This window comes from Anaerotignum propionicum (assembly GCF_024461735.1).
Taxonomy (GTDB): domain Bacteria; phylum Bacillota; class Clostridia; order Lachnospirales; family Anaerotignaceae; genus Chakrabartyella.
This window is the reverse complement of sequence record NZ_JANGAD010000002.1, coordinates 329,633-352,729: the sequence shown is the minus strand read 5'-3', so window position 1 is coordinate 352,729 and position 23,097 is coordinate 329,633. Positions and strand designations below refer to the sequence as shown.

General features: G+C 41.4%; 22 protein-coding genes and 1 tRNA gene. 10 read left to right on the top strand and 13 right to left on the bottom strand.

Features of this window, described 5'->3' with window-relative positions; translation table 11 throughout:
• The first annotated feature begins 45 nt into the window (after positions 1 to 45).
• Positions 46 to 1,596, top strand: coding sequence for a sodium/proline symporter (locus NE558_RS04255; protein WP_256148667.1), 1,551 nt, complete (start codon positions 46 to 48; stop codon positions 1,594 to 1,596).
• 101 nt (positions 1,597 to 1,697) lie between these two features.
• Here the strand turns inward: NE558_RS04255 and NE558_RS04250 are convergent, their stop codons facing one another.
• From NE558_RS04250 to NE558_RS04235, 4 genes are all read right to left on the bottom strand, one after another.
• Positions 1,698 to 3,425 carry a phospho-sugar mutase gene (locus tag NE558_RS04250; protein WP_256148666.1) on the bottom strand — a complete coding sequence of 576 codons (1,728 nt, stop codon included), beginning with the start codon at positions 3,423 to 3,425 and terminating at the stop codon, positions 1,698 to 1,700.
• Between the two features lie 15 nt (positions 3,426 to 3,440).
• Positions 3,441 to 4,862, bottom strand: coding sequence for a PEGA domain-containing protein (locus NE558_RS14555; RefSeq protein WP_256148665.1), 1,422 nt, complete (start codon positions 4,860 to 4,862; stop codon positions 3,441 to 3,443).
• 425 nt (positions 4,863 to 5,287) lie between these two features.
• A complete protein-coding gene (locus NE558_RS04240; protein WP_256148664.1) occupies positions 5,288 to 6,274 on the bottom strand; it encodes a hypothetical protein in 987 nt (328 codons plus the stop codon).
• A 166-nt stretch (positions 6,275 to 6,440) separates the two neighbouring features.
• Positions 6,441 to 6,513 (bottom strand) — tRNA-Lys (locus NE558_RS04235).
• A gap of 284 nt (positions 6,514 to 6,797) precedes the next feature.
• Between NE558_RS04235 and NE558_RS04230 the strand changes: the two genes are divergently transcribed.
• Positions 6,798 to 8,003 (top strand): CCA tRNA nucleotidyltransferase, encoded by a 1,206-nt coding sequence (locus tag NE558_RS04230; RefSeq protein WP_256148663.1) that lies wholly within the window; start codon positions 6,798 to 6,800, stop codon positions 8,001 to 8,003.
• 209 nt (positions 8,004 to 8,212) lie between these two features.
• On the opposite strand, the gene NE558_RS04225 is transcribed toward NE558_RS04230, so the two are convergent.
• Positions 8,213 to 8,701 carry a dihydrofolate reductase gene (locus NE558_RS04225; protein WP_256148662.1) on the bottom strand — a complete coding sequence of 163 codons (489 nt, stop codon included), beginning with the start codon at positions 8,699 to 8,701 and terminating at the stop codon, positions 8,213 to 8,215.
• 13 nt (positions 8,702 to 8,714) lie between these two features.
• Positions 8,715 to 9,545, bottom strand: coding sequence for a thymidylate synthase (thyA, locus tag NE558_RS04220; RefSeq protein ID WP_256148661.1), 831 nt, complete (start codon positions 9,543 to 9,545; stop codon positions 8,715 to 8,717).
• Between the two features lie 293 nt (positions 9,546 to 9,838).
• Between thyA and NE558_RS04215 the strand changes: the two genes are divergently transcribed.
• The 6 genes from NE558_RS04215 (at position 9,839) to NE558_RS04190 (ending at position 15,736) form a co-directional block, all read left to right on the top strand.
• The gene (locus NE558_RS04215) at positions 9,839 to 11,071 is read left to right on the top strand and encodes an ABC transporter substrate-binding protein (protein WP_256148660.1); all 1,233 of its coding nucleotides are present in this window, start codon (positions 9,839 to 9,841) and stop codon (positions 11,069 to 11,071) included.
• A gap of 197 nt (positions 11,072 to 11,268) precedes the next feature.
• Positions 11,269 to 12,156, top strand: a complete 888-nt coding sequence (locus NE558_RS04210) for a branched-chain amino acid ABC transporter permease (protein ID WP_256148659.1) — start codon at positions 11,269 to 11,271, stop codon at positions 12,154 to 12,156.
• A 5-nt stretch (positions 12,157 to 12,161) separates the two neighbouring features.
• Entirely contained in the window at positions 12,162 to 13,250 is a 1,089-nt protein-coding gene (locus NE558_RS04205) for a branched-chain amino acid ABC transporter permease (RefSeq protein ID WP_256148658.1), read from the top strand.
• A 28-nt stretch (positions 13,251 to 13,278) separates the two neighbouring features.
• Positions 13,279 to 14,085, top strand: coding sequence for an ABC transporter ATP-binding protein (locus tag NE558_RS04200; RefSeq protein ID WP_256148803.1), 807 nt, complete (start codon positions 13,279 to 13,281; stop codon positions 14,083 to 14,085).
• 1 nt (position 14,086) lies between these two features.
• Positions 14,087 to 14,791: an ABC transporter ATP-binding protein gene (locus NE558_RS04195; RefSeq protein ID WP_256148802.1), complete on the top strand. Its 705-nt coding sequence runs from the start codon at positions 14,087 to 14,089 to the stop codon at positions 14,789 to 14,791.
• 126 nt (positions 14,792 to 14,917) lie between these two features.
• A complete protein-coding gene (locus NE558_RS04190; RefSeq protein WP_256148657.1) occupies positions 14,918 to 15,736 on the top strand; it encodes a MerR family transcriptional regulator in 819 nt (272 codons plus the stop codon).
• Between the two features lie 191 nt (positions 15,737 to 15,927).
• On the opposite strand, the gene NE558_RS04185 is transcribed toward NE558_RS04190, so the two are convergent.
• The 3 genes from NE558_RS04185 to NE558_RS04175 form a co-directional block, all read right to left on the bottom strand.
• A complete protein-coding gene (locus tag NE558_RS04185) occupies positions 15,928 to 17,283 on the bottom strand; it encodes an MATE family efflux transporter (protein WP_256148656.1) in 1,356 nt (451 codons plus the stop codon).
• A gap of 79 nt (positions 17,284 to 17,362) precedes the next feature.
• Complete coding sequence (locus NE558_RS04180) at positions 17,363 to 17,953, bottom strand: LysE family translocator (protein ID WP_256148655.1); 591 nt, start codon at positions 17,951 to 17,953, stop codon at positions 17,363 to 17,365.
• A 60-nt stretch (positions 17,954 to 18,013) separates the two neighbouring features.
• On the bottom strand, positions 18,014 to 18,715 hold the full coding sequence (locus NE558_RS04175) for a redox-sensing transcriptional repressor Rex (RefSeq protein ID WP_066046802.1): 702 nt from the start codon (positions 18,713 to 18,715) through the stop codon (positions 18,014 to 18,016).
• 138 nt (positions 18,716 to 18,853) lie between these two features.
• Here NE558_RS04175 and NE558_RS04170 point away from each other — a divergent pair, with 138 nt between their 5' ends.
• Positions 18,854 to 20,770 carry an ABC-F family ATP-binding cassette domain-containing protein gene (locus NE558_RS04170; RefSeq protein ID WP_256148653.1) on the top strand — a complete coding sequence of 639 codons (1,917 nt, stop codon included), beginning with the start codon at positions 18,854 to 18,856 and terminating at the stop codon, positions 20,768 to 20,770.
• A gap of 172 nt (positions 20,771 to 20,942) precedes the next feature.
• Entirely contained in the window at positions 20,943 to 21,611 is a 669-nt protein-coding gene (locus NE558_RS04165) for a tetratricopeptide repeat protein (protein ID WP_256148652.1), read from the top strand.
• Between the two features lie 53 nt (positions 21,612 to 21,664).
• Here the strand turns inward: NE558_RS04165 and NE558_RS04160 are convergent, their stop codons facing one another.
• The 4 genes from NE558_RS04160 to lepB form a co-directional block, all read right to left on the bottom strand.
• Positions 21,665 to 21,871: a DUF1858 domain-containing protein gene (locus tag NE558_RS04160; protein ID WP_066046796.1), complete on the bottom strand. Its 207-nt coding sequence runs from the start codon at positions 21,869 to 21,871 to the stop codon at positions 21,665 to 21,667.
• An 80-nt stretch (positions 21,872 to 21,951) separates the two neighbouring features.
• A complete protein-coding gene (locus NE558_RS04155) occupies positions 21,952 to 22,155 on the bottom strand; it encodes a PF20097 family protein (protein WP_256148651.1) in 204 nt (67 codons plus the stop codon).
• 12 nt (positions 22,156 to 22,167) lie between these two features.
• Entirely contained in the window at positions 22,168 to 22,545 is a 378-nt protein-coding gene (locus tag NE558_RS04150; protein ID WP_256148650.1) for a hypothetical protein, read from the bottom strand.
• Positions 22,546 to 22,560: 15 nt separating this feature from the next.
• Positions 22,561 to 23,085: a signal peptidase I gene (gene lepB, locus NE558_RS04145; protein ID WP_256148649.1), complete on the bottom strand. Its 525-nt coding sequence runs from the start codon at positions 23,083 to 23,085 to the stop codon at positions 22,561 to 22,563.
• Between the last annotated feature and the right edge of the window lie 12 nt (positions 23,086 to 23,097).

Below are 23,097 nucleotides of genomic sequence, written 5' to 3'. Positions count from 1 at the left end.
TTTACAAAAACGGCTCCGTAACTTAAAAAGAAAGGATATGAATTTATGACATCAGCACAAATCTGCATCATGATCTCCATTACACTCTATATGGTTGGTATGTTAGCCATTGGATTCTATTGGACAAAAAAGAACGAAAACGTAGGAGATTTTTATCTTGGAGGCAGAAAACTTGGTCCCTTTGTAACTGCTATGAGCGCTGAAGCCTCTGATATGAGCAGTTGGCTTTTGATGGGTCTACCCGGTATCGCTTACCTCTCAGGTATCGCTGATCCAGGTTGGACGGCAATCGGCTTAGGCATTGGTACATATGTTAACTGGTTGATTGTGGCAAAGCGCATTCGTATTTACACCCATGAGGCGAATAATTCTATTACCATACCTGATTTCTTTTCCACAAGATACAGAGATGATAAAAAAATCCTTATGTGTATTGCCGCAGTGGTAATTATTATTTTCTTTATCCCCTACACCGCTTCAGGCTTCGCAGCCTGCGGTAAGCTGTTTAGCAATATCTTTGATGTGGATTATCAAATGGCAATGATTGTTAGTGCCTTTGTCTTAATTGCGTACACAACAATGGGTGGCTTTTCTGCCGCAAGTACCACAGACTTAGTGCAAAGCATCATTATGACTGTTGCATTATTCGTCGTAGTCTTATTTGGCATACAGGTTTCTGGCGGTTTTGATGTGGTTATGGATAATGCAAAGGCATTGCCCGGTTACTTAAGCATGACTGCAATGTATAGTGTATCCGAAAATTCTGCAACTCCTTACGGCCTATTATCCATCATCTCCACAATGGCATGGGGGCTTGGTTATTTTGGTATGCCTCATATTTTACTGCGTTTCATGGCAATTGAGGATACCAACAAATTAACACTCTCCCGCCGTATCGCAACTGTTTGGGTTGTTATTTCCATGGTTGTGGCAATTTTTATCGGTATTGTTGGTTATAGTATGACCAAGGCTGGGGCCGTACCCGTTCTGGAAGGCTCCGCTTCTGAAACCATTATTGTTTTAGTTTCAGATTTGTTGAGCCAAAGAGGTTATATGATGGCGTTGCTTGCCGGCGTTATATTAGCAGGTATTTTGGCGGCAACCATGTCCACAGCATCTGCACAGCTTTTGGCAGCAGCCTCTAGTGTATCACACAACCTATTGCAAGAATTCTTAGGCATCAAAATGTCTGATAAAAAAGCAATGTATATAGCCAGATGTTCCGTTGTGGTCATATCAGTTATTGCTTGCTTTATCGCAAGAGATCCATCCAGCTCTGTTTTTGCCATTGTCTCCTTTGCTTGGGCGGGCTTTGGCGCCGCATTCGGCCCCGTTGTTTTAGCCGCACTATTCTGGAGACGTTCCAATAAGGAAGGCGCTTTGGCGGGCATGATTGTTGGTGGCGCAGTAGTATTTATCTGGAAATATCTCGTTAGACCTATGGGCGGAATTTGGAATATTTACGAATTGCTTCCTGCATTCCTGCTTTCCTTTGCAACAATCATTATCGTAAGCCTTTTAACAAAAGCACCTGAAAAAGAGATTACAGATGAGTTCGATCATGTTAATCAACTGTGCAAAAAAAAGGCAAAATAATTTTGTACTAGAAAAGCCTGTGCCACCAATGGCACAGGCGTTATTATTCCATTAAGTTCCCTTTCAGTATCGCCACAAAAACTACTAGCCACTCTTTTCTCTTAGATAGAAGCTAGTTTCTCATCCAAATCCTTTTCAAGCTCAGCAAGCTTCTCTTTTGCACCTTGGAGACTTTCCCCCTTCACCCCAATATAAAATTTCAGCTTGGGCTCTGTTCCCGAAGGGCGTACGCACAGCCAAGTGCCATCCTCCAGAGTATAATATAATACATCGGAAATGGGTAATGGGCTATTTTCTATTTCTCCCGTTTTTAAATTGCGGAAAATTTGGGATTTATAATCCCTTGCCCAAATCACTGACTTGCCTCCAAATTCCTTTGGTGTTGTTTCACGAAGGGATGCCATAATTTTCTGAATTCTCTCTACGCCATCCAAACCTTTGAGGGTAATCGCCTTTACACCGTCCAAATAATAACCGTATTTTTCATATAACTTTAGAACACCATCATAAAGCGTCATTCCATTTTTCTTATAGTATGCTGCCATTTCACAAAGAAGTAATGTGGCTACCACTGCATCCTTATCCCTTGCGTAAGTTCCTGCTAAATAGCCATAGCTCTCTTCAAACCCAAACAGATACTCATAGGCGCCATTTTCTTCAAATCCCTTTATTTTCTCTCCGATAAACTTAAAGCCTGTCAGCACCTCTATTTTTTTTACACCATAGAAATCACAAATAGGCTGGATCAACTCCGTACTGACAATTGTTTTAATGACAACGCCATGTCCCGGCAATGTACCCTTTGCTGCCTTTTGTGAAAGAATGTATTCTGTTAGCAATGCACCAACCATGTTTCCCGTTAGAACAACATACTCTCCCTTGTCATTCTTCACCATTGCGCCAACACGGTCACAATCCGGGTCAGTTCCCACAATGATATCACCATTTTTTTCTTCAGAAAGCTTCTTCGCCAAAGTAAATACATTGGGGTCCTCGGGGTTGGGATAGCCTACCGTTGTAAAATCAGGATCCGGCTCCTCCTGTTCAGGAACCACAAACACCTTTTTATATTTGGCTTTCTTTAAAACTCGGCGCACAGGCTCGTTGCCTGATCCGTGAATAGGTGTATAAATAATGGTAAGGTTATCTCCCATATCCTCCGTAATTTCGGGACAAATACGTTGCGATAATACCTGCTCATCAAAACAGCGGTCAATTTCTTTTGCAATCGTATGATAAAGACCCTTTTCCTCTGCCTCTTTTTGTTCCATCCTAAGAATCTGCCCATACGCTGTAACTGCATTGACTTCATCAATAATATCTGTGTCTCTGGGTGCAACCACTTGGGCACCATCTGCCCAATACACTTTATACCCATTATATTCAGGAGGATTATGGCTTGCAGTAACCACGATGCCCGCCGTACAGCCTAACCGCCTTACTGCGAAGGAAAGCATTGGTGTAGGGCGTAATGAGGGATAAACAAAAGCTGGAATTCCATTTGCAGCCAATACCAATCCGGCGATCCTTGCAAATTCAGGAGACATATGTCTGGAGTCATAGGCAATGGCTACGCCCTTGGCCTGAGTGCCTTCTTTTTTAATATAGTTGGCCAAACCTTGGGTCGCCTTGCCTACAGTGTAAAAATTCATTCGGTTACTCCCCGTACCGATAATGCCACGAAGACCCCCTGTACCAAATTCTAATTCTTTATAAAACCGTTCCTTAATCTCTTTTTCATCCTCGGCAATTCGACGAAGCTCCGCCTTTGTGTCCTCGTCAATAGAAGGGTCAGCTAACCATTGGTGATATCTTTCCATATAATCCATACTCCCGCCTCCTCTTTATTCTCTTTCCAATTCCACACTCATATGACTTGAACTACTATTCACATTAATTACTGCGGAAAAGGATTGATACCCGTATTTTTCCACCCCAAGGCTATAGCTGCCATAAGGAAGATTTAATTCCATAGGTGCCATCCCCATGTCTTTCCCATCAATATAAATCTGGGCTCCGTCCACATTGACGGAAATGCCAACAGAACCAAATTGAATATCTTTTTGCAAATTTGCATCAACAGACAGGGTATCCTTGTCCAAAACTACATGCTGGCTCCATTCCATATAGCCATTTTTTAATATCACAACGTCATACTCTCCCAAAGGTAATACAGAGGGCACGGTGCTGTCCACCAAAGTTCCATTAATATAAAGCTTGTATCCAGTTACATTGGCGTTAATGATTAAAACGCCCACCTTTTCCTGTGCCTTTGAGAGGTCATATACATAAACCTCCCCTGTCTCCACAAAAATACTGTCTGTTCTTTCTTCAATATTATCTCCGGAAACTGTAACCTTATGGGTGCCTTCCTTCAGAGGAATGCGCTCAACCTCTGCAAGAGGGACTGCTGCTTCTTCGTCCAGCTTAAACTTCCCATTAACAATATTATCTTTATTTTCTATGGAGATATAACCATGATACTCTTGCACTTCCACAGACCACACTACATCCTCATAGCTTTTCAGAACCAGCACATCACAAGCCTCCAAATCTTTAGGATTCAGCTCCTCGTGATTATACATAAAAATCGCTTGCTCGCCATAACTGAATTTTTTTCCTTCTCCAAGAAGATTATTGGAGGAAATATCCGCCTTAAGCCCTGTTTCTTCCACGGTTTTTATTTTTCCGCCTTGATTCAAGGTTAAAACAGTCTTACCATCCTCATCAAGACCCACCAAAATAAGATCCCCTACCCGAAGAGGAACATCCTTTGCCCCACGGCCTTGGGTGTCGGTAAATTCTGTATCTTGATTCACGACGATACTTTTATTTGCATTTCCCTTAATATCGTATACAATTAACTCACCACTAGCCAAAGCTCCTTGTATTAATACAGGGGTTTGTTCCATGGCCATGGCATTCTTATTTCCGGAAAAAAACAGCCCCCGCACCAAAGCAAAGCTGGCAATTGCCACAATTACCGCAACCACAGCAAGAATTGACGCAGTTTTCTTATTTAAAAAGGGCTCTTCCTTTTTTACATTGGGTGTCCCACGGGATATGTTAGAGGGACTGTTTGGGGTATTCCCTATTGGATCACGGTCAAACTTCTCAGATTCAAAGGCATCCAAAAATGCATCTTTGTCCCCCAGATCATCCTCAGGTTGATCGTTCTCAAATTTTTTCATCTCTTTATTAATATCATCTAAACGAATCGTTTCATCAAATTCGTGCTCATCTTTTTCAAAGTGATAGTCTTTCACTAACTTCTCCTCCTTTGGGGAATATTCAGACATACCTTACAGTACATTTTATACGTTTCCCCTATAAGTTGCAAGAAGAATTCGCAAAGCTCCTCTTCATAACCCCTTGAAATACACGAGAAAAAGAAAAAGCCTCTTTGGTAAATTTGGACAAAAGACAGCGCAAAAGCTATCTATCCAAGCACCCATGAGGCCTTACGGTCACTCCTTATTCACATATTTTACCCATATTTTCCAATTTAATATACTTTAAGGTTGTCCTCACTACGGGCAATCTTGAAAATCTGATGGACTTTACTTGGGAAACAAGCCGTTTCCCAAGCCAATCCATCCCTTTGAAATGGCTTTATTTATGGTTTGCGCACTCTGTTTACATGCTATCACCCATGCTATTGACAGATAAAACGCCCTGAAAAAAGCCATCTCTAAACTCCTCTAATATGATAGAACAGTTCTTTTGCCCGTCCCTCTTCCTCAGCCGCCAATGCCAAGCGTTCTTGCATAGCGGGAGAAACACAGGCTCTTCTTTTATTATAATACTCATTAATTAGACGCAAAAACTTCTCCGGATAAATAACCAGTGCTTGGAGCAGTATTTTCTCCCCCTCCTCTAGAGGATTATTTTTCTGATATGCCTCAAGCATACCCACAACTCCTTCTTGGTCACCTTCCGTTTTTTTCATATAGCGCTTTAAATATGCCGCTAAATCCAACAACGGTATGTCACTGCTACATCCCTCGAAACCACCTACAAACAGTTTTCCACCATCAGATACCCTAAGATTTTCTCCCTTAAAGCTATGATGACAAAAAGTTCCTTCTGCCCTTGCCTTTTCAAACAAGGCAGAATAATTTGCTTCCTGCAAAAGAGCCTCCGCCTGTAAGGTCTGCTCCATATATGTATCATAGTTATCAAGCACCAGCAAATCTATGGCATCATAGCCCCCTTGTTTTTGAATGCGACGCTTAATTTTGGCAAGCTCCGCCCTTCTTTTTGCGAATTGTGCAGGCAAACGTTCTTTGTCCCATAGAACAAATCTACTCTCTAAACCCTTTGCGCAAAGGTGCATTTTACCCAGTGTTTCCGCGCCCCTGATGAAGGCCTCCTTTCCATCCTCCTCTAACGCTGCGGTGGGCAAAAGCTCCTCAAGAACATACACCGCTCCCTCCTTGATAAAACAAGGCTGGCCGTCCATGGTATTATAAAACCTGCTTATCACAGTAAAGCCGTTTCCATAAAGACATTCCTTTACATCATGGGCATATCGGATGCTGTTCATTCGCTCCCTTGCCTTTTTCAATTCTCTTAGTCCTTTGTCCGTTTTGCAGACAAGACCTGTTCGGGTACGGGTTCCGCTGTAAAAACGAAGGCCATAACCCTCCCATAATATTTTTTCATATATTTCCTCCATATCCATTCCCCCTGCCGATTACGGACAAAACATTTCTGTACCATTCTATGGGGAAACAAACAAAAATATCCGTAAAAAAAAGAAAAACTCCCAAATCGGGAGTGTTTCAATGCAAAAAAGAAAAGCAGAACGACCTAGAATTACTCTAAGCCACTCTGCTTCGATATGCGCCCTCAGAGACTCGAACTCTGGACCCACTGATTAAGAGTCAGTTGCTCTACCAACTGAGCTAAGGGCGCATATTGTTGACTGCAAAAAATATATTATCACTACTTGTACTGTTTGTCAACGATTTCTGTCAAAAAAATTTTATTTTTTTTCATTTCTTATTTTAAGTTCTTATTTACCTCTAATTTTCGCTATTTTTCAGCAGTTTTGAAAAAATCCGCGAAGGCTTTTCTTTGTATTTTAGAATTTTATGGTATACTATGATAGCATATTTGTATTATAAACGCTAAATATTTAATCTTTCAATGGGATTTTTAAAATAAAACTTTTCAGACTTTTTGAAGGGAGACTGTTTATGTTTTCAGTTGCATTGCCTCAGGATGTTTTATATATCATAAAGACCCTAAACCAAGCCGGTCACCAAGCTTACATTGTTGGAGGCTGTGTCAGAGATACCATCTTACACACCCAACCAAAGGACTGGGATATTACCACCTCAGCCAAGCCCGAGGAAACAAAAAAACTGTTTTCTCATACCTTCGACACAGGCATTCAGCATGGTACCATAACCGTTGTTTTGAATCATATCAATTATGAGGTTACCACATATCGCATAGAGGGGGAATATGAGGACTGCCGTCATCCCAGTGGCGTAACCTTCACAACAATTCTCCAAGAGGATTTATTACGGCGAGACTTTACAATGAATGCCATTGCCTACCACCCGGAAGAAGGCTATCAGGACTTTTTTCATGGCATGGAGGATATACAGGCGAAAATCATCCGAGGCGTAGGTGCGCCTGCTTTGCGGTTTCAAGAGGATGCTTTACGCATGCTTCGCTGTGTAAGGTTTGCGGCGCAATTGGGTTTCAATGTGGAAGAAGAGACCTATGAAGCCCTTTGCCAGAACATAGGGTTAATCCAAAAAATTAGTGTAGAGCGCATTCATGACGAAATGGAAAAGCTATGGCTTTGCAACCATTATGAAAAAATGCCCCTGTTATGGCAAAGCGGTCTATTAGCAGAGATAGACAATCTCTTAGCAAGCCGACTGATACAACAAGAGAGCCACATATTAGAGGAACTGAGAAAAGCTCCAACAGACTCTGTATTGCGTTGGACCTTAGTTTTGCAAGCTTACTCACCACAAGAAGCAAAGGCATTCCTTAAAAAATTGAAATTTGATAATGACAGCCTGAAAAGAATCTGCCTGCTTCTTGAATATATCAATCAGGAGCTGCCCACCCAAGGGTATCCCCTAAGAGGACTTATCAGTAAGCTGGGGCTTGAAGCAGTAGGTCAGCTTATTACATTGCAAGAAATCATCCACCCTACAGCACCCTCATTGCAGACGACACAATGTCTCGATAAGATTATAGCAGACGGAGATTGCCTTACGTTAAAGGACTTGGCAGTTGATGGACAAATGCTCATGGACATTGGTGTGCCCAAAGGAAAGGAACTAGGAAAGCTGCTTTCCCTACTTCTGGACTATGTGCACCAAAATCCACAGAAAAATCATAAAAATTGCTTACTAGAAAAAGTACGAGAGTTTATGTAAGGGCAAGTTATCGGGACTATGCCCCAAACCCCGCAAGCCTCAAAGCAAGTTCTCAGGACTCCGTCCCGAACCTTGTAAACTTTGTAAAGGCTTGACCCAAACTTTATATGCATATATTCCTTTTTGCAATAGCATGGTGAATCATTTGATTTTTTAAAAAGGGGTGTCGACTTTGTCGACACCCTCACTTTTGCAAAACTCAATATTTATCATTTCTTTCTCTGATACAAAACAAACGTATATTTCACGCTGCCTTCTTCCTGTTGTTCTTCCTCAACAATTTCCCACTCGGGCATAGTGTCCAAATTAGGAAAATGGGTATCCGCGGGAAATGCCCCATGAATCTTTGTTACATATGCTTTCTCGCAAAAGGGTAAAAGCTGTTCATAAATACTTTCTCCACCTGCCACGAAAATTTCTTTCTCTTTGAATGACTCCAAAACCCTGGGTATCTCCGCTATGCTATGGCAAAGGGTAACACCCTCCGCCTGATATTCTAAATTATTGGTCAAAACAATATGTTCCCGATTTGGCAAAGGTTTTTTATTGGGAAAAGACTCTAAGGTCTTTCTTCCCAAAATCAATACATTCCCAGAGGTTATGGCACGGAAACGCTTCATGTCCCCTGAAATACGGCACAATAAATCCCCATCCTTGCCAATGCCCCATTGCTCATCTACTGCTACGATTACATTCATACCCTCACTCCTATCATATTGCCACAGGAACTTTCCCTATAGGCTTTCCATGCTGATAATCTTCCACGATAAAATCTGCCACCGTAAAATCATAAAAGCTCTTTATCTCTGGATTCAAGCGCACCTTTGGAGCAGGATACTCTTCTCTTTGCATTAATTCTTGCACCATAGGCACATGTTTATCATAAATATGCATATCGCTAATTACATGAACCAACTCTCCAGCCTGTAAACCGCTCACCTGTGCAAACATCATCAATAAGGCAGAATATTGCACTACGTTCCAGTTGTTTGCCGCCAAGGTGTCCTGAGAACGTTGGTTAAGTATTGCGTTGAGCTTGTCCCCCACCACGTTAAAGGTCATGCTGTAGGCACAAGGCTCCAGACCCATTTCCATCAAATCCCCGAAGTTATAAATATTCGTCATAATGCGGCGAGAATAAGGGGTATTTTTCAATTGCCATAACACATTGTCTACCTGGTCCATGGTGCCTTGCTTGAAGGTATAAGGTACCCCAAGCTGGTATCCATAGGCTTTGCCGATAGACCCCTTCTCATCCGCCCATGAATCCCAAATCTTACTGTTTAGGTCATTGATATTATTGGATTTTTTCTGCCAAATCCAAAGAATTTCATCAATTGCAGCTTTCCAATTTGTCGCCCTCAATGTCAAAAGGGGAAACTCTTCAGAAAGATTATAACGGTTCACAACGCCAAAGGTTTTTATGGTATATGCAGGGGTACCGTCCTCCCAATGGGGACGCACCTTTTCTTTTTCAGTAGAAAACCCATTTTCAAGGATTTCTGTGCAATTTTTAATAAAGATTTTGTCGGCTTTACTCATTTCTTCTCCTCCTATTCTGTAAATCCCTCAATCACTGAGGAGATTACCTTTTATTATAATAGAAAACCTTCTGTTTTTCTAGCGCTGTCAACAAATTAATTATATATGTATAAAACACAGCAAACCTATTTATTTTCTTGAAAAAAATATTGTAAATATTGCCTAAGAACGTAATTTGTGGTAAACTCAGGACAGCGATGCAAAACGCATATGTCCATTTGATGCGGACACGTATCGACAAAAATACATCTTTGCCCTGCTTGGGCAAAAAAACTTAGGGAGGTAGTCGTATTATGAAAAAGTTCCTTGCTTTGACTTTGTCAGCTGCACTGATGCTGTCTTTGGCAGCTTGTGGTGGCGGCACAACCGGCGGCGATGCTGCAAAAGATAACGCTGCTGCGACAGGTGTTGCAATTGAAGGCGACACAATCAAAATCGGTGTTTTCGAGCCTACAACCGGCGAAAACGGCGGTGGCGGTATGCAGGAAGTACTGGGTATGCGTTATGCAAACAAAGTAAATCCTACCGTTGATATTAATGGCACTACATACAAAATTCAATTAGTTGAGGTTGATAACCAGTCAGATAAAACAGCGGCAGTTACAGCGGCGCAGTCCTTAATCAGCTCCGGCGTTGTTGCAGTTTTGGGTTCTTACGGCTCCGGTGTTTCCATTGCCGCAGGCCAAACCTTTGCTGATGCACAGGTTCCTGCAATAGGTGCATCCTGCACAAATCCTCAGGTAACCTTGGGTAACGATTTCTATTTCCGCACTTGCTTCTTAGATCCTTTCCAAGGAACCGTAATGGCTTCTTATGCAATTGAAAATGGTTACAAAACAGCAGCTCTGGTAAGCCAGAACGGCGATGACTATTCCACAGGCCTTGCGGCATTCTTTAAGCAGGCATTTGAAGGAATGGGCGGTACGATTGTTGCAGATGAAACCTATCAGACAAACGAGTCTGATTTTAATGCAATCCTGACAACAATCAAGGGGGCAAACCCTGATTGTATCTTTGCTCCTTCCTCCATCGCTACTGCTACCTTGCTTCTGCCCCAGGCACAGGCAAACGGCATTAAAGCCCAGATTATTGCCAGCGATACATGGGAAAATGAAACCATTATCACCGCTGCAGGCTCTGCCGCAGAAGGGGTTGCTCTCTCCACATTCTTTGACGAGCATGACGAATCCAATCCTGTTGCAAAAGAATTTGTTGAAGGCTTCAAAGCTTACCTAAACGGCGATCCTCAGAATCTCACTTTAAATGGTGGTTCCGACGGCGTTGCCGCTGTTTCTGCTTTGGGCTATGATGCATATATGTCCATCTACGAAGCACTTAAGGCACTGGATGGGGCTGAGGCATTAAATTCCGTTGCATTGTGTGATGCATTAAAAGCAGTATCCTTCAACGGCGTAACCGGTGCAATCTCCTTTGATGAAAACGGCGACGCTGTAAAGAATGTAGCTTACATCAAACAGATTAAAGATGGCAAGTTTAACTTCTTAAAAACACAGTCTGCTGAATAATAATTGTAAGAGAAGAATCTCTCTCAACAATTTTATAACAGTTCGCCGGGAGGAAGTTCGCCTCCCGGCAATTTTTCTTTCCAAACGGCTTGCTAAGGTTTGCAAAGGAAACCAAGGGCTTATCCTAATGGGATACCTTCCCTTTTTAAACCTTTTCAAGCCGCACAATCAATTATTTTTGTCTGGAGGTTTTAACCATGACAGCAAATGCATTTTTACAATATTGTTTAACAGGTATTTCCATCGGCGGTATATATGCCCTCATAGCCATTGGCTATACCATGGTATATGGCATTTTACGCTTGATTAACTTCGCCCATGGGGATATCTTCATGATGGCGGCTTATTTTATGATTTTTTCCATGGTAAATTTCGCTTTACCCTGGTATATTGCAATCCTAGTGGTTATTTCAGCAACGGTGGCTCTTGGCGTATGTATTGAAAAATTGGCTTACAAGCCTTTAAGAAGCGCCCCCCGTATGTCTATTATGATTTCTGCAATTGGCGTTTCCTATTTCTTGCAAAACGTAGCCACTTATCTGTTTTCAGCTTTGCCGAAGCCTTACCCCACCATTGGTTTTCTTACAAAAACCATTTCCATTGGTGGCATTTCCACCTCGGTAGTAACTTTTATCACCCCCATATTAACTCTGGGATTTGTGTTTATACTAATGCAGTTAATCAATCATACAAAAATCGGTATGGCCATGAGAGCTGTTTCCAAGGATTTTGAAACCTCTCAGCTCATGGGCATTAAGATCAATCGTGTCATCAGCATCACCTTCGTCATTGGCTGTTTTTTGGCGGCTCTTGGCTCTATCCTTTATTTCACCCCTCGTCCCTCTGTATACCCTCTTGCCGGCTCACTGCCAGGGTTAAAATGCTTTATTGCGGCAGTATTCGGGGGCATCGGTTCTATTCCCGGGGCAGTTTTAGGTGGCTTTATCATCGGTCTATCAGAAACCTTTATTAAGGCGGCAGGCTATTCTGAATTTAGCGATGTATTTACGTTTATTTTGCTCATCGTCATATTACTGATTAAGCCAACAGGTCTGTTTGGCGAAAAAATAACTGAGAAGGTGTAAAACATATGACAGAAAAAAAGAAAACCCAATTGAAAATCCTTTTTTCCGTGATTGCCCTTTTGGCCTGTGCTAGTGTTTTGTATTATGTAAATCATTTTACAAGACCAACCTTCATGCTTCGCACTGTATTGCAATTAGGCGCAATCTATGCCCTTGTGGCAGTTTCCATGAATTTGTTAAACGGTTTTACCGGTTTATTTTCCCTAGGGCAGGCAGGCTTTATGGCAGTTGGTGCATATACCTTTGCCATCTTTACCATCCCAGCTAAAAGCCGCCCCGGTGTATACTATCTTTACGGCGTTGCCGATTGGCTTTCCAATCTTCAAGTGCCCATCTGGGCAGGACTGGTTTTGGCAGGCCTTGTGGCGGCAATCCTTGCGGCAATCATTGGTGCCCCCGTGCTTCGCCTAAAAAGCGATTATTTCGCAATTGCCACCTTAGGCTTTGCAGAAATCGTTCGTATCATTGTAGGCAGTTCCCCCATGAATCGTGTCACCAACGGCTCCTTGGGACTAAAGCTGATTCCCAAGTTTCCTAACTTTTATTTTCCATTTATCGTTGTAGGAATTTGCATTTTTGTCGTTTGCCTCCTCATTCGTTCCTCCTACGGCCGCTCCTTCAAGGCCATCCGAGAGGACGAAATTGCCGCAGAAGCAATGGGCATCAACCTTGCAAAGCATAAACAGCTTTCCTTCATCATCAGCTCCTTTTTTGCAGGGGTTGGTGGTGCGTTAATGGGTATGTATCTGGGGGCAATTACCTCTACCACCTTTAATATTACGTTAACCTATAATATTTTATTGATTGTTGTAATCGGCGGTATGGGGTCTGTTTCCGGCAGTATACTTTCTTCTCTTCTGGTTATTGCCGCAAGGGAATGGTGGCTGCGTTTCTTAGATATGGAAACCTTTATCGGCACCTTCAAGGTTCCTCTACTAAAAAACGGCTTCCGTATGGTGGTTTTCTCTGTCATTTTAATGCTTGTTGTTCTGTTCTTCCGCCGGGGCATCATGGGTATGAAAGAATTCAACTGGGATTTTATATTAAATCGGCTGGATAAAAAGAAAAAGGCAGGAGGTGAGGGCTGTGAGTGAGAAAGTTCTTTCCGTACAAGATGTTACCATGCAATTTGGTGGTGTTGTAGCTGTAAATAACCTTTCCCTAGAGGTACATAAGGGAGAAATCGTTTCTCTCATCGGCCCAAACGGTGCAGGAAAAACAACAGCCTTTAATGTCATTACCGGTGTTTATGCACCAACCAATGGCAGTGTAGACTTTGAGAATAAGCTTATCATCTCTAACTACCCCAAGGGTAAAATGGAAAAAATGTATGCAGGGGAAAATAAGGGGAAATACAAAAAAGTATTGGAGCCAACCCCTGATAAAATTACAAAACTGGGCATTGCCCGAACCTTTCAAAACATTCGTCTGTTTAAAGAGCTCACTGTTTTAGAAAATGTTTTGATTGCAAAGCATATGCGCATGAAAGCCAATGTATTTGCCGATACCTTCCTTCTGAATTGGAAGGAAGAAAAGAAGATGAAGGAGGATTCCTTGGAGCTTTTGCGCATTTTGGACTTATACGACCTAAAGGACGAAAAATCCAGCGGCCTCCCCTATGGAAAACAACGACATTTGGAGATTGCCCGTGCTTTGGCAACCAATCCTTCCCTGCTTTTATTGGATGAGCCCGCTGCAGGGTTGAATCCCCAGGAGACTGACGAACTAACTGCTTTTATCAAAAAAATCAGAGATCAATTTCATCTTACGGTTTTTATGATTGAGCACCACATGAATCTGGTTATGGATATTTCCGACCGTATCTATGTAATCGATTTTGGTAAAATGATTGCAGATGGCACACCCAATGAAATTCAAAATAATCAAAGGGTTATTGATGCATATTTGGGGGTGGCTGAAGATGAGTAATATATTAGAAATCAAAAATTTAGTGGTCTCCTATGGAGGTATTGAGGCTGTAAAAGGCATTCATATGACTGTGCCAGAAGGAGAAATTGTAACACTAATTGGCGCCAATGGTGCCGGTAAATCCACCACTCTAAAGTCCATTTCCGGCTTAGTGAAGCCAAAGCAAGCTTCCATTCTCTATAAAGGAAAGGAAATTGTGGGACAGTCTCCTGATTTTATAGTCTCTCAGGGTATTACCCTCGTTCCCGAGGGACGAAGGGTATTCCCCAACCTAACTGTAATGGAAAACCTTAAAATCGGTGCATATTTGCGTAAAGATAACCTAAAAGATGATTTAGAATATGTTTTCTCCCTATTCCCTCGCCTAAGAGAACGAGAATGGCAAATGGCAGGCACCCTTTCCGGCGGTGAACAGCAAATGCTGGCAGTGGGACGGGCGCTAATGAGTAAGCCAAAGGTGATTATGATGGATGAACCCTCCTTGGGTTTGGCACCTTTGGTGGTAAGGGATATTTTCAATATTATTCAAACAATCAATCAAGAGGGCATTACCGTTTTATTGATTGAGCAAAACGCGAACATGGCTTTAAAAATTGCACACAAGGCCTATGTTATTGAAACCGGTAACATAACCATGGAAGGAACCGGAGCCGAGCTTTTGGCAAATGATGAAATCAAGGAAGCGTATCTTGGTAAAACAAAATAAAATTTATCCCTTTGGCCTGCTTTGTTCGCCAAGGGGACTTTTTTTAAAATTACCTATTGACTCTCACATTATGTCATACCCTATACTAAATCTGAGCTCAAAAAATAACCCACGTGAGGTGATAAAATGCTTAAAATTGGTGTGTTTTCAAAATTATCAAGAATTAGCATACGAATGCTGCGCCATTATGACGAAATAGGGCTTTTGGAGCCAAAGACCATTGCCTGCGATAGCGGTTACCGCTATTACAACGAGGCACAACTCCCTATTGCAGAAAGAATTACTTCATTAAAACAAATGGGGTTTTCTTTAGCAGTTATTAAAGAAATTATAGAAAACTTTGATAATCCAGAGACCTTTGCCCAATTGCTAGCTGTAAAAAGAGCAGAGGTCATGGAAGACGCTGAGGACATTCGCCGCCGTTTGGTTCTTTTGGAAACAACCATAGCCAAACTCAGAAAGGATGAATCAATTATGACCTATAGTGTATCATTAAAAGAAATGCCAGAAAGATATGTGGCAAGCGTTAGACAAATTATCCCCGCCTATGACCAAGAAGGGATACTTTGGCATACCCTGATGGCGGAAACCGCGCCCCTTCAGATACAGGATACAGAACCCTGTTATACACTGGCTATTTTTCATGATGGTGAGCATAAAGAAACGGATGTAGATGTAGAGGTGCAAAAATCTGTGAAGGGAACTTATCCCAACACAGAGCATGTTGTTTTTAAAACTGTTCCTCCCGTTTTAATTGCTTCTGCCACCTATCAAGGCAGCTACGAAAAAATCAGTGAGGTGAATGAGGCCGTTGCAAATTGGGTTAGGGACAATGATTATGAATTCAACGGTCTCTCTTTCTCCATTTATCACATCAGCCCTCATGAAACCTCCGATAGCACTCAGTGGGTAACCGAGGTTTGCTATCCCGTGAAAAAGAAATAAGCCGAGAACAGAGATTTTTGTTTATCCTGAGGAAGAGAATTTAGAAAAAAGATTTTTCTTTTAACATTTAGGCTTATAGTATCTAGAAGATCAACCGTAACTTTTTCCATTATACAATCAAAAAACAGGGAGTTGCATGACTTTTATCATGGAAACTCCCTGTTTTATTGCAAATAACCTATATTTTTATGCTAAATGCAGTGCTGCTGCCATTTTGTTCCACGATAGCGGACAATAAAAAACATGGCTCTTACACACCAGTCAATAATCATGGCAATCCAAACACCATAAAGACCCATGTGGAAATATACCCCTAAGATATAGCTGAATACAATACGGAAAAGCCACATAGAAAAAACAGACCAAACCATACAAAATTTCACATCATTTGCGGCTCTTAGGGTATTGGCAAGGGAAAAAGCCTCCGGCCATATGATAATGGCACAAATTCCATGGAGCCACGCAATTTCCGTCGTCATTTTTGTTGCCTCCGGAGATAGATGATACAGTTTCAAAATCCATGGCAACGCCAGTAAAATAATAGCATTGAAAACAAAAATCAGCAAATGAATCAACTTTAAAATTTTTCGGGTATAATATCTGGCCATATCATAATCCCCTGCTCCAACACAGCGGGAACATACCGTCACAAGAGCCATACTGGCCGCCATCCCCGGCATCACTTGGAACATGGCAACAATATTCCCAACGGCATTTGCTGCAATGGCAGCTGTACCAAAGGAGGTTATCATACTCAAAACTAAAATCTTACCCAATTGAAACATACTGTTTTCCAAGCCATTGGGAATCCCAATAAAAGCAATCTTTTTCAATAATATCTTATTTGGGCGAAAAGAAAAAGGTCTGGAAAGGTGAAGGGTGTGTTCCTGCCCCCGCAAGAGAAGCATAATCCCCATAGCGGCAACCATACGAGAAACCAACGTAGGAATTGCAGCCCCCATAACACCCATGCCAAAACCAAAAATCAAAACTGCGTTTCCCCCAACGTTGATTGTATTCATCAATAAAGAAAGATACATAGGAACTCTAGAATTACCCATGGCACGAAAGATGCCTGCGCCTGCATTATAGAGGGCAATAAAGGGAATGGATGCAGTTACAATCATTAAATATGTTTTGGCACTTTCCATTACATTGGGCTGAATTTTACCAAAAATATTATGTAAAATCAAATCCCTTGAAAGATAAATTCCCGCTGTAATCAAAAGAGAGGAAACTGCTGTTAAAATCACAAGCTGATCTGTAGCCTGACATGCCTTTTCCTGATTATTCTGACCAAGAAATTGTCCTGCAACCACAGCACCGCCTGTGGCAAGGGCTCCAAAGAGGAAAATAACCAATACAAAAATATTATCCACCAAAGAAACACCGGAAACGGCGTGCTCACCAACGCTTGCAACCATGATTGAATCGGATAGTCCCACTAAAATCGCCAAAAATTGCTCAATGATGATAGGCACAATTAGTCTTTTTAAATCTTTATTCGTAAATATGTAGCTCTTCTTTTCTTCTGTTTCCGAAATCATTCCCATAGCTCCTCACTGCAATACTTCTTATTTTATTTTTATAACGCACTCCCTCTTAAAAAGAACAAAAATTTTTATGTTACAGGAATAAAGATGCCGCACAATAAACCAAAAGCAACGCCATAATACCATTCAATAGCTTCTTATTCTTATCAAAAAAACTACGAAATACAGAACCAAAAAGTACCCAGCAACCGCAGCTTAATATAACCACAAACCAGTTAAACACAAGCACAACCAAAAAAGCTTTTATTGACTGGTCATAAGGAAAAACAAAATTGGAAATCAAGGTTATTCCAAATAACAACCCCTTGGGATTGACAAACTGAAGCATCACCGCAGTAAAAAAACCCCGTGTATCCAACTGGCGTCTGCCCTCTTTTACTGCCTTTGGCTTATCTCTCCATATCACCCATGCCAAATAAAGTATGTAAGCCGCACCTAAAACCGTCATGATTTGAACTATTTTGGGAATATAGCGAAACAAAAAGAGATTACATAAAATACTGCAAACTAAAATCAAAGAAAAACCAGTGGCCACCCCTGCACAAAAAGGCAGACTTTTTTTCACACCATATTTTGCTCCATTGTTCATGCACATGATATTATTGGGCCCCGGTGTTATACAAGATACAAACACATATGAAATAAAAGCAAAAATATGAACCAAATCACTCACCCTTTTTATATAAAATAAAAACTGCCCGCTAGGGAGCAGTTTTTTTCATGTTTAGTCTTCCAAATCCACAATTGGCTTAATGGGTAATCCATTGGCAAGGTGGTGCAATTCGCTTTCCTCGCTATACATCTCGTTTATTTTATAAAGCAAGGTCATTAAGCTGTCTGTCAAATGCACATTTTCAACCAAAACATCCTCAGGCACCTGCAAATCAACGTGGCTGAAGTTCCACATACCCTTCACGCCCCATTTAGCTAAGTCGTTGGCAACCTTAACCGCCTTTGAACGTGGCAAAGTAAGAATTGCAACATCTATACTATTGTTTTTAATGTATTCTTCCATTTTGTCAACATCATGAACTTCTACACCACGGATGGTCATTCCGATGATGCGTGGGTTAATGTCGAACACAGCCTTGATCACAAAACCACGTTTTTCAAAATTGGTATAATTAACCAAAGCCTGACCAATATTTCCTCCACCAACCACAATCATATTGTATAACCTGTCCAACCCGAGAATCTTCTTAATTTCATTGTGCAGATACTCTACGTTGTACCCGTAGCCCTGCTGCCCAAAACCACCGAAATTATTTAAATCCTGGCGAATTTGAGATGCAGTGATGTTCATTTTTGCACTAAGCTCCTTAGACGATATTCTGGTAATATCGCTCTCCAAAAGATCGCCCAGATAGCGGTAATACCTTGGGAGCCGATTTATCACCGCCGGCGAAATTCTCTTCTCACTGTCCATTTTATCCAAATCCTCTCTTGTCAACTTAGAATCAGTATAGCACTTATGTTATTTTATTGTCAACAATAACTCTTTTATTATCAGCCTTTTTCTGTTATGATTATACCTGTATCCCCAGAAAATACGGAGGACAGAACTATGATACTAGCATGCAAAGATCTACACAAGGCTTATGGCATTGATGTAGTTTTAGACAAAATTACCTTCCATTTGGAAGAAAAGGAAAAAGCCGCAATTGTAGGGGTAAACGGCGCGGGCAAAACCACTTTGTTCCGTGTACTTACAGGAGAAACGTCCGCCGACGGCGGAGAGTATTACATGAAAAAAGATGCTTCTCTGGGGTATATGGCACAGAATCAGCAAACCGAAAGCACACGAACAATCTATGAAGAAATGCTATCGGTTTTTGAAAAAATTTTGGAAACAGAAAAGCTTCTTCGTGAAATGGAAAACAAGATGGGGACGCTTGCGGGACAGGAATTGTCCGACAAGATGGAAGAATATTCTCGTTTACAACATTTTTTTGAGCAAAACGACGGTTATAGCTATCAAAGCCGTCTGCGGGGTGTACTAAAAGGCCTAGGTTTTGGAGAGGCTGATTTTAACCGCCCTCTTTCTCAGCTTTCCGGTGGTCAAAAAACCCGCATTTTTCTTGGTAAACTTTTGCTTTCCAAGCCTGATATTCTCCTTTTGGACGAGCCCACAAACCATTTGGACATCGCTTCAATCGAATGGTTGGAGGATTTCCTTAGAAGCTATGACGGAGCTGTATTGATTATTTCTCACGACCGCTATTTCTTAGATAGAATTGTCACTAAGGTTGTGGAAATTGAACATAAAAAATCCTATATCTACAACGGAAACTATAGCTTTTATACCCAGCAAAAGGAAATCAACAGAGACATTCAGCAGAAGGCCTTTGATAATCAGCAAAAGGAAATCAAACATCAAGAAGATGTTATTCGCACCCTTCGCTCCTTTAATCGGGAAAAGTCCATTAAACGTGCGGAAAGCCGTGAGAAAACCTTAGATAAAATAGAGCGTGTAGCGAGACCTGAGTCTCTGCCCGACCAAATGCGTCTCACGCTATCTCCCCTTATTATCAGCGGAAATGACGTGCTTCATACCGAAGACCTTTCCAAGTCTTACGGGGGCAATAAAATATTCCAATCTGTGGGGTTTGATGTCAAGCGTGGAGAAAAAGCAGCAATTATTGGGCCTAATGGTGTAGGTAAATCTACTTTATTTAAAATGCTTCTGCGAGAGGTTACCGCGGATTCCGGCATTATTCGCTTGGGCACCAATGTCCACGTGGGATACTATGATCAGGAACAGCAAAAGCTGGATGAAACTAAAACTATTTTTGCAGAAATTTCTGATACCTATCCAAATCTCACAGCAGGACAAATCCGAAACGTATTGGCAGCCTTTGTTTTTACCAATGATGATGTTTTTAAACCCATTTCTGCTTTAAGTGGCGGTGAGAAAGGCCGTGTCTCCCTAGCAAAAATTATGCTTTCCAAAGCCAATCTGCTTATGCTGGATGAGCCTACTAACCATTTGGATATGTTCTCAAAGGAAGTGTTGGAAAATGCCTTAAATTGCTATGAGGGAACCGTTGTTTACATTTCCCACGACCGTTATTTTATTAACAAAACAGCAGAAAAAATCTTGGAATTATCCCCAAACGGAGTTACCCAATATACAGGCAACTATGATTATTATCTGGAAAAAAAGGCAGAGCAAGCCCGGAATGAGGCAGAACGCCTAAAAGAAGCCGGGATATCCTCCTCCACCGCACCAGTGGCAGTCAGCGAAACAAAGGTAGATTGGTTAAAGCAAAAGGAGCAACAGGCGGCAGAAAGAAAGCTTGCAGCTAAGATTTCTCGTTTAGAGCAAGAAATTGAAGAAACCGAGAGTGCCATTGCAAAAGCGGACGAAGATATGGCCAATGCCAGCACGGATTATACAAAAGCACAGCAGATTTTTGAAGAAAAAACGAAGCTTGAAGAACAGTTGGAATCGCTCTTTGCCCAATGGGAAGAGCTCCAATAAAAACGAAGGATGCACCGATTCACCAAGGATGCAGATAATGGAGAAATTTTAGTTGGTCTAATAAAGATATAAACTTATCACAACCCAATTACGGCATATAAATGCCGTTCAACGAAATTTTTGCCATTGATTGGTCAGGAAGAATCAGCGTCTACACGAAGGAGGAAAAGGAATGAGAATCTTTTATTTAGCTGCATTAGTATTATTGGTAGTGCTTTTGGGTGCAGGGAGTGTATTGGGAGCCAGTACACAAATTGTATTTTACCTGTTTATTTTTATCATGGGTGTGGGTCTTGCCTTTTACGCCCATTGGTTTAAAAAATTTGCCGAAAAAATAAATGGGTTAATGCCTCTCATCGAATCCGACCCCGATGCATATATAGCGGAAACTGAAAAGCTTCTGCAGGGCAAAAACCCAAGCAATATTCGTGCAATGCTAATCTTGAATATATCTGTTGCTTATATGGAAAAGGGCGATTTTAAGACAGCATTGGAAAAAATGAGAAGCATAAATAGCAGCGCTTTGAAAAAAGCCAATAACTCTATTTATTTCTTGAATTATGCCTATGTTTTCATACACCTTGGAGAAAATGCCCAAGCTATGGATATCATTAAAAAATACAAGAAGAAATTCCTTAGCCTTCCTATGGGTGGAAATTTACCACGCTTGATTGCTTTTGTTCAGATATTTGAATTGATGCAAGAAGGCAAATGGGATGTTGCCACAGAGCAGTTGAAAATTGCCAGAGAAAATTGGCCTGATCGCGTGACTGGTGTTGATTTCTCCTTTTTAGAAGAGAAATTGGAACAGCATAATGCCCACGCTGACACACAAGAATAAAAATTAGGCTGTAATGGAAACCTCCATTACAGCCCTTTTGTTTATTTTTTGTTTTACTCGCCCTTTGAAGCAAAATAGCCATTGATATCTGACATAAGCTTTTCAATATCCATACCATGTACCATGCTTGCCTCTTCCAAAGTTTCTGCTGCAGCAGAAGGGCAACCAACACAGTGCATGCCGTTTTCCATCAAAACAGCACCAACACTTCTATCCATCATTAAAAGTTCACCAATTGTCATATCTTTTGTCGCTTTCATATTTTTTTCCTCCTTCATTTTTAAGCATTGTATTATGTATTATTCCTCAAAAAATCCGAAATTAATTACATTTCGAATTTTTATATTTGGTTTTCTGGTATATCTAAAATCAGTTTACGGCAATAAGGGCAAATCTCTCCCGAAAGCTTTGCTCCGCCCATATAGCTTTTTACCAAAAGATATTCCTGTTTTTTTCCGTTCTCATCTTTTGTCTTCCAAGTAAAATATCTACCTGATTCCAAATGTCCTTGGGACATTTCTTCTTGACAAAAAGGACACTTCATAAAGACCATCTCCTATTCTGAATCTTGGGTAGTTACAGGGACTCTGGTCACCCCGATAGCCGTCCCATCCTGAAAGGTAAAAACAAGCTGCTCCTCTGGGCCTTCCTTGTCACCAAAGAAGCCTCTGGGTGTACCCAAGTAGTAAATCAGCTCTCCATCTTTACTATCATCAGGCTCTCCCAAATAGCCTTTTAGCTCCTCTTGGGAAATACCGTCAATAATGGTTCGGTCAAAAAAATCTTTCACAATGGCTTGACGGCTGTTTCCTTCATAGTTGACCCATTTTTCTTTGCTGAAATCCTTGTAACTGTTCCACATCTGACCGCCGATAAAAGCTACAATCACCAACAAGCCAAGAAAGGTTAAAAGCAGCTTGTCTTTATTGTTCATACCATTGCCCTCCCCTTATGATATCCACTTAAAGCCCTTATAGTAGCGCAGTACCACCTTGCCTAATATTTTATTTTTCTCCACAAACTGATGCTCCCAATAACGGGAATCTAAGGATTTGTTACGATTATCCCCCATCATAAAATAACTACCATCGGGCACCTCATAAGGACCAAAGTCCCCTTGGGTTATCACTTCCAGATAAGGCTCATTTAAAGCTTCGCCATTGACAAGCACACTTCCGTTTTGAACCTGAACCACGTCACCGCCCAAGCCAATAATACGCTTTACAAATAAGGTTTTCTGCTCAGGGTCATCAGGATAACGGAATACAACCACATCGCCTCTTTCCGGTTGGTCAAACCAATAAGAGGTACGAAGGGCCAAAATGCGATCCCCCGTCATAATGGTAGTTTCCATAGAACCTGTTGGAACCTGCGCATTTACAATTAATAGTGTATTTACCGCTCCGGCCAAAACCACCGCCAAAAGGATCGTTTTAACCCAACTGATAATTTCCTTTTTTGCTGTATTGCTCACATACCCATCTCC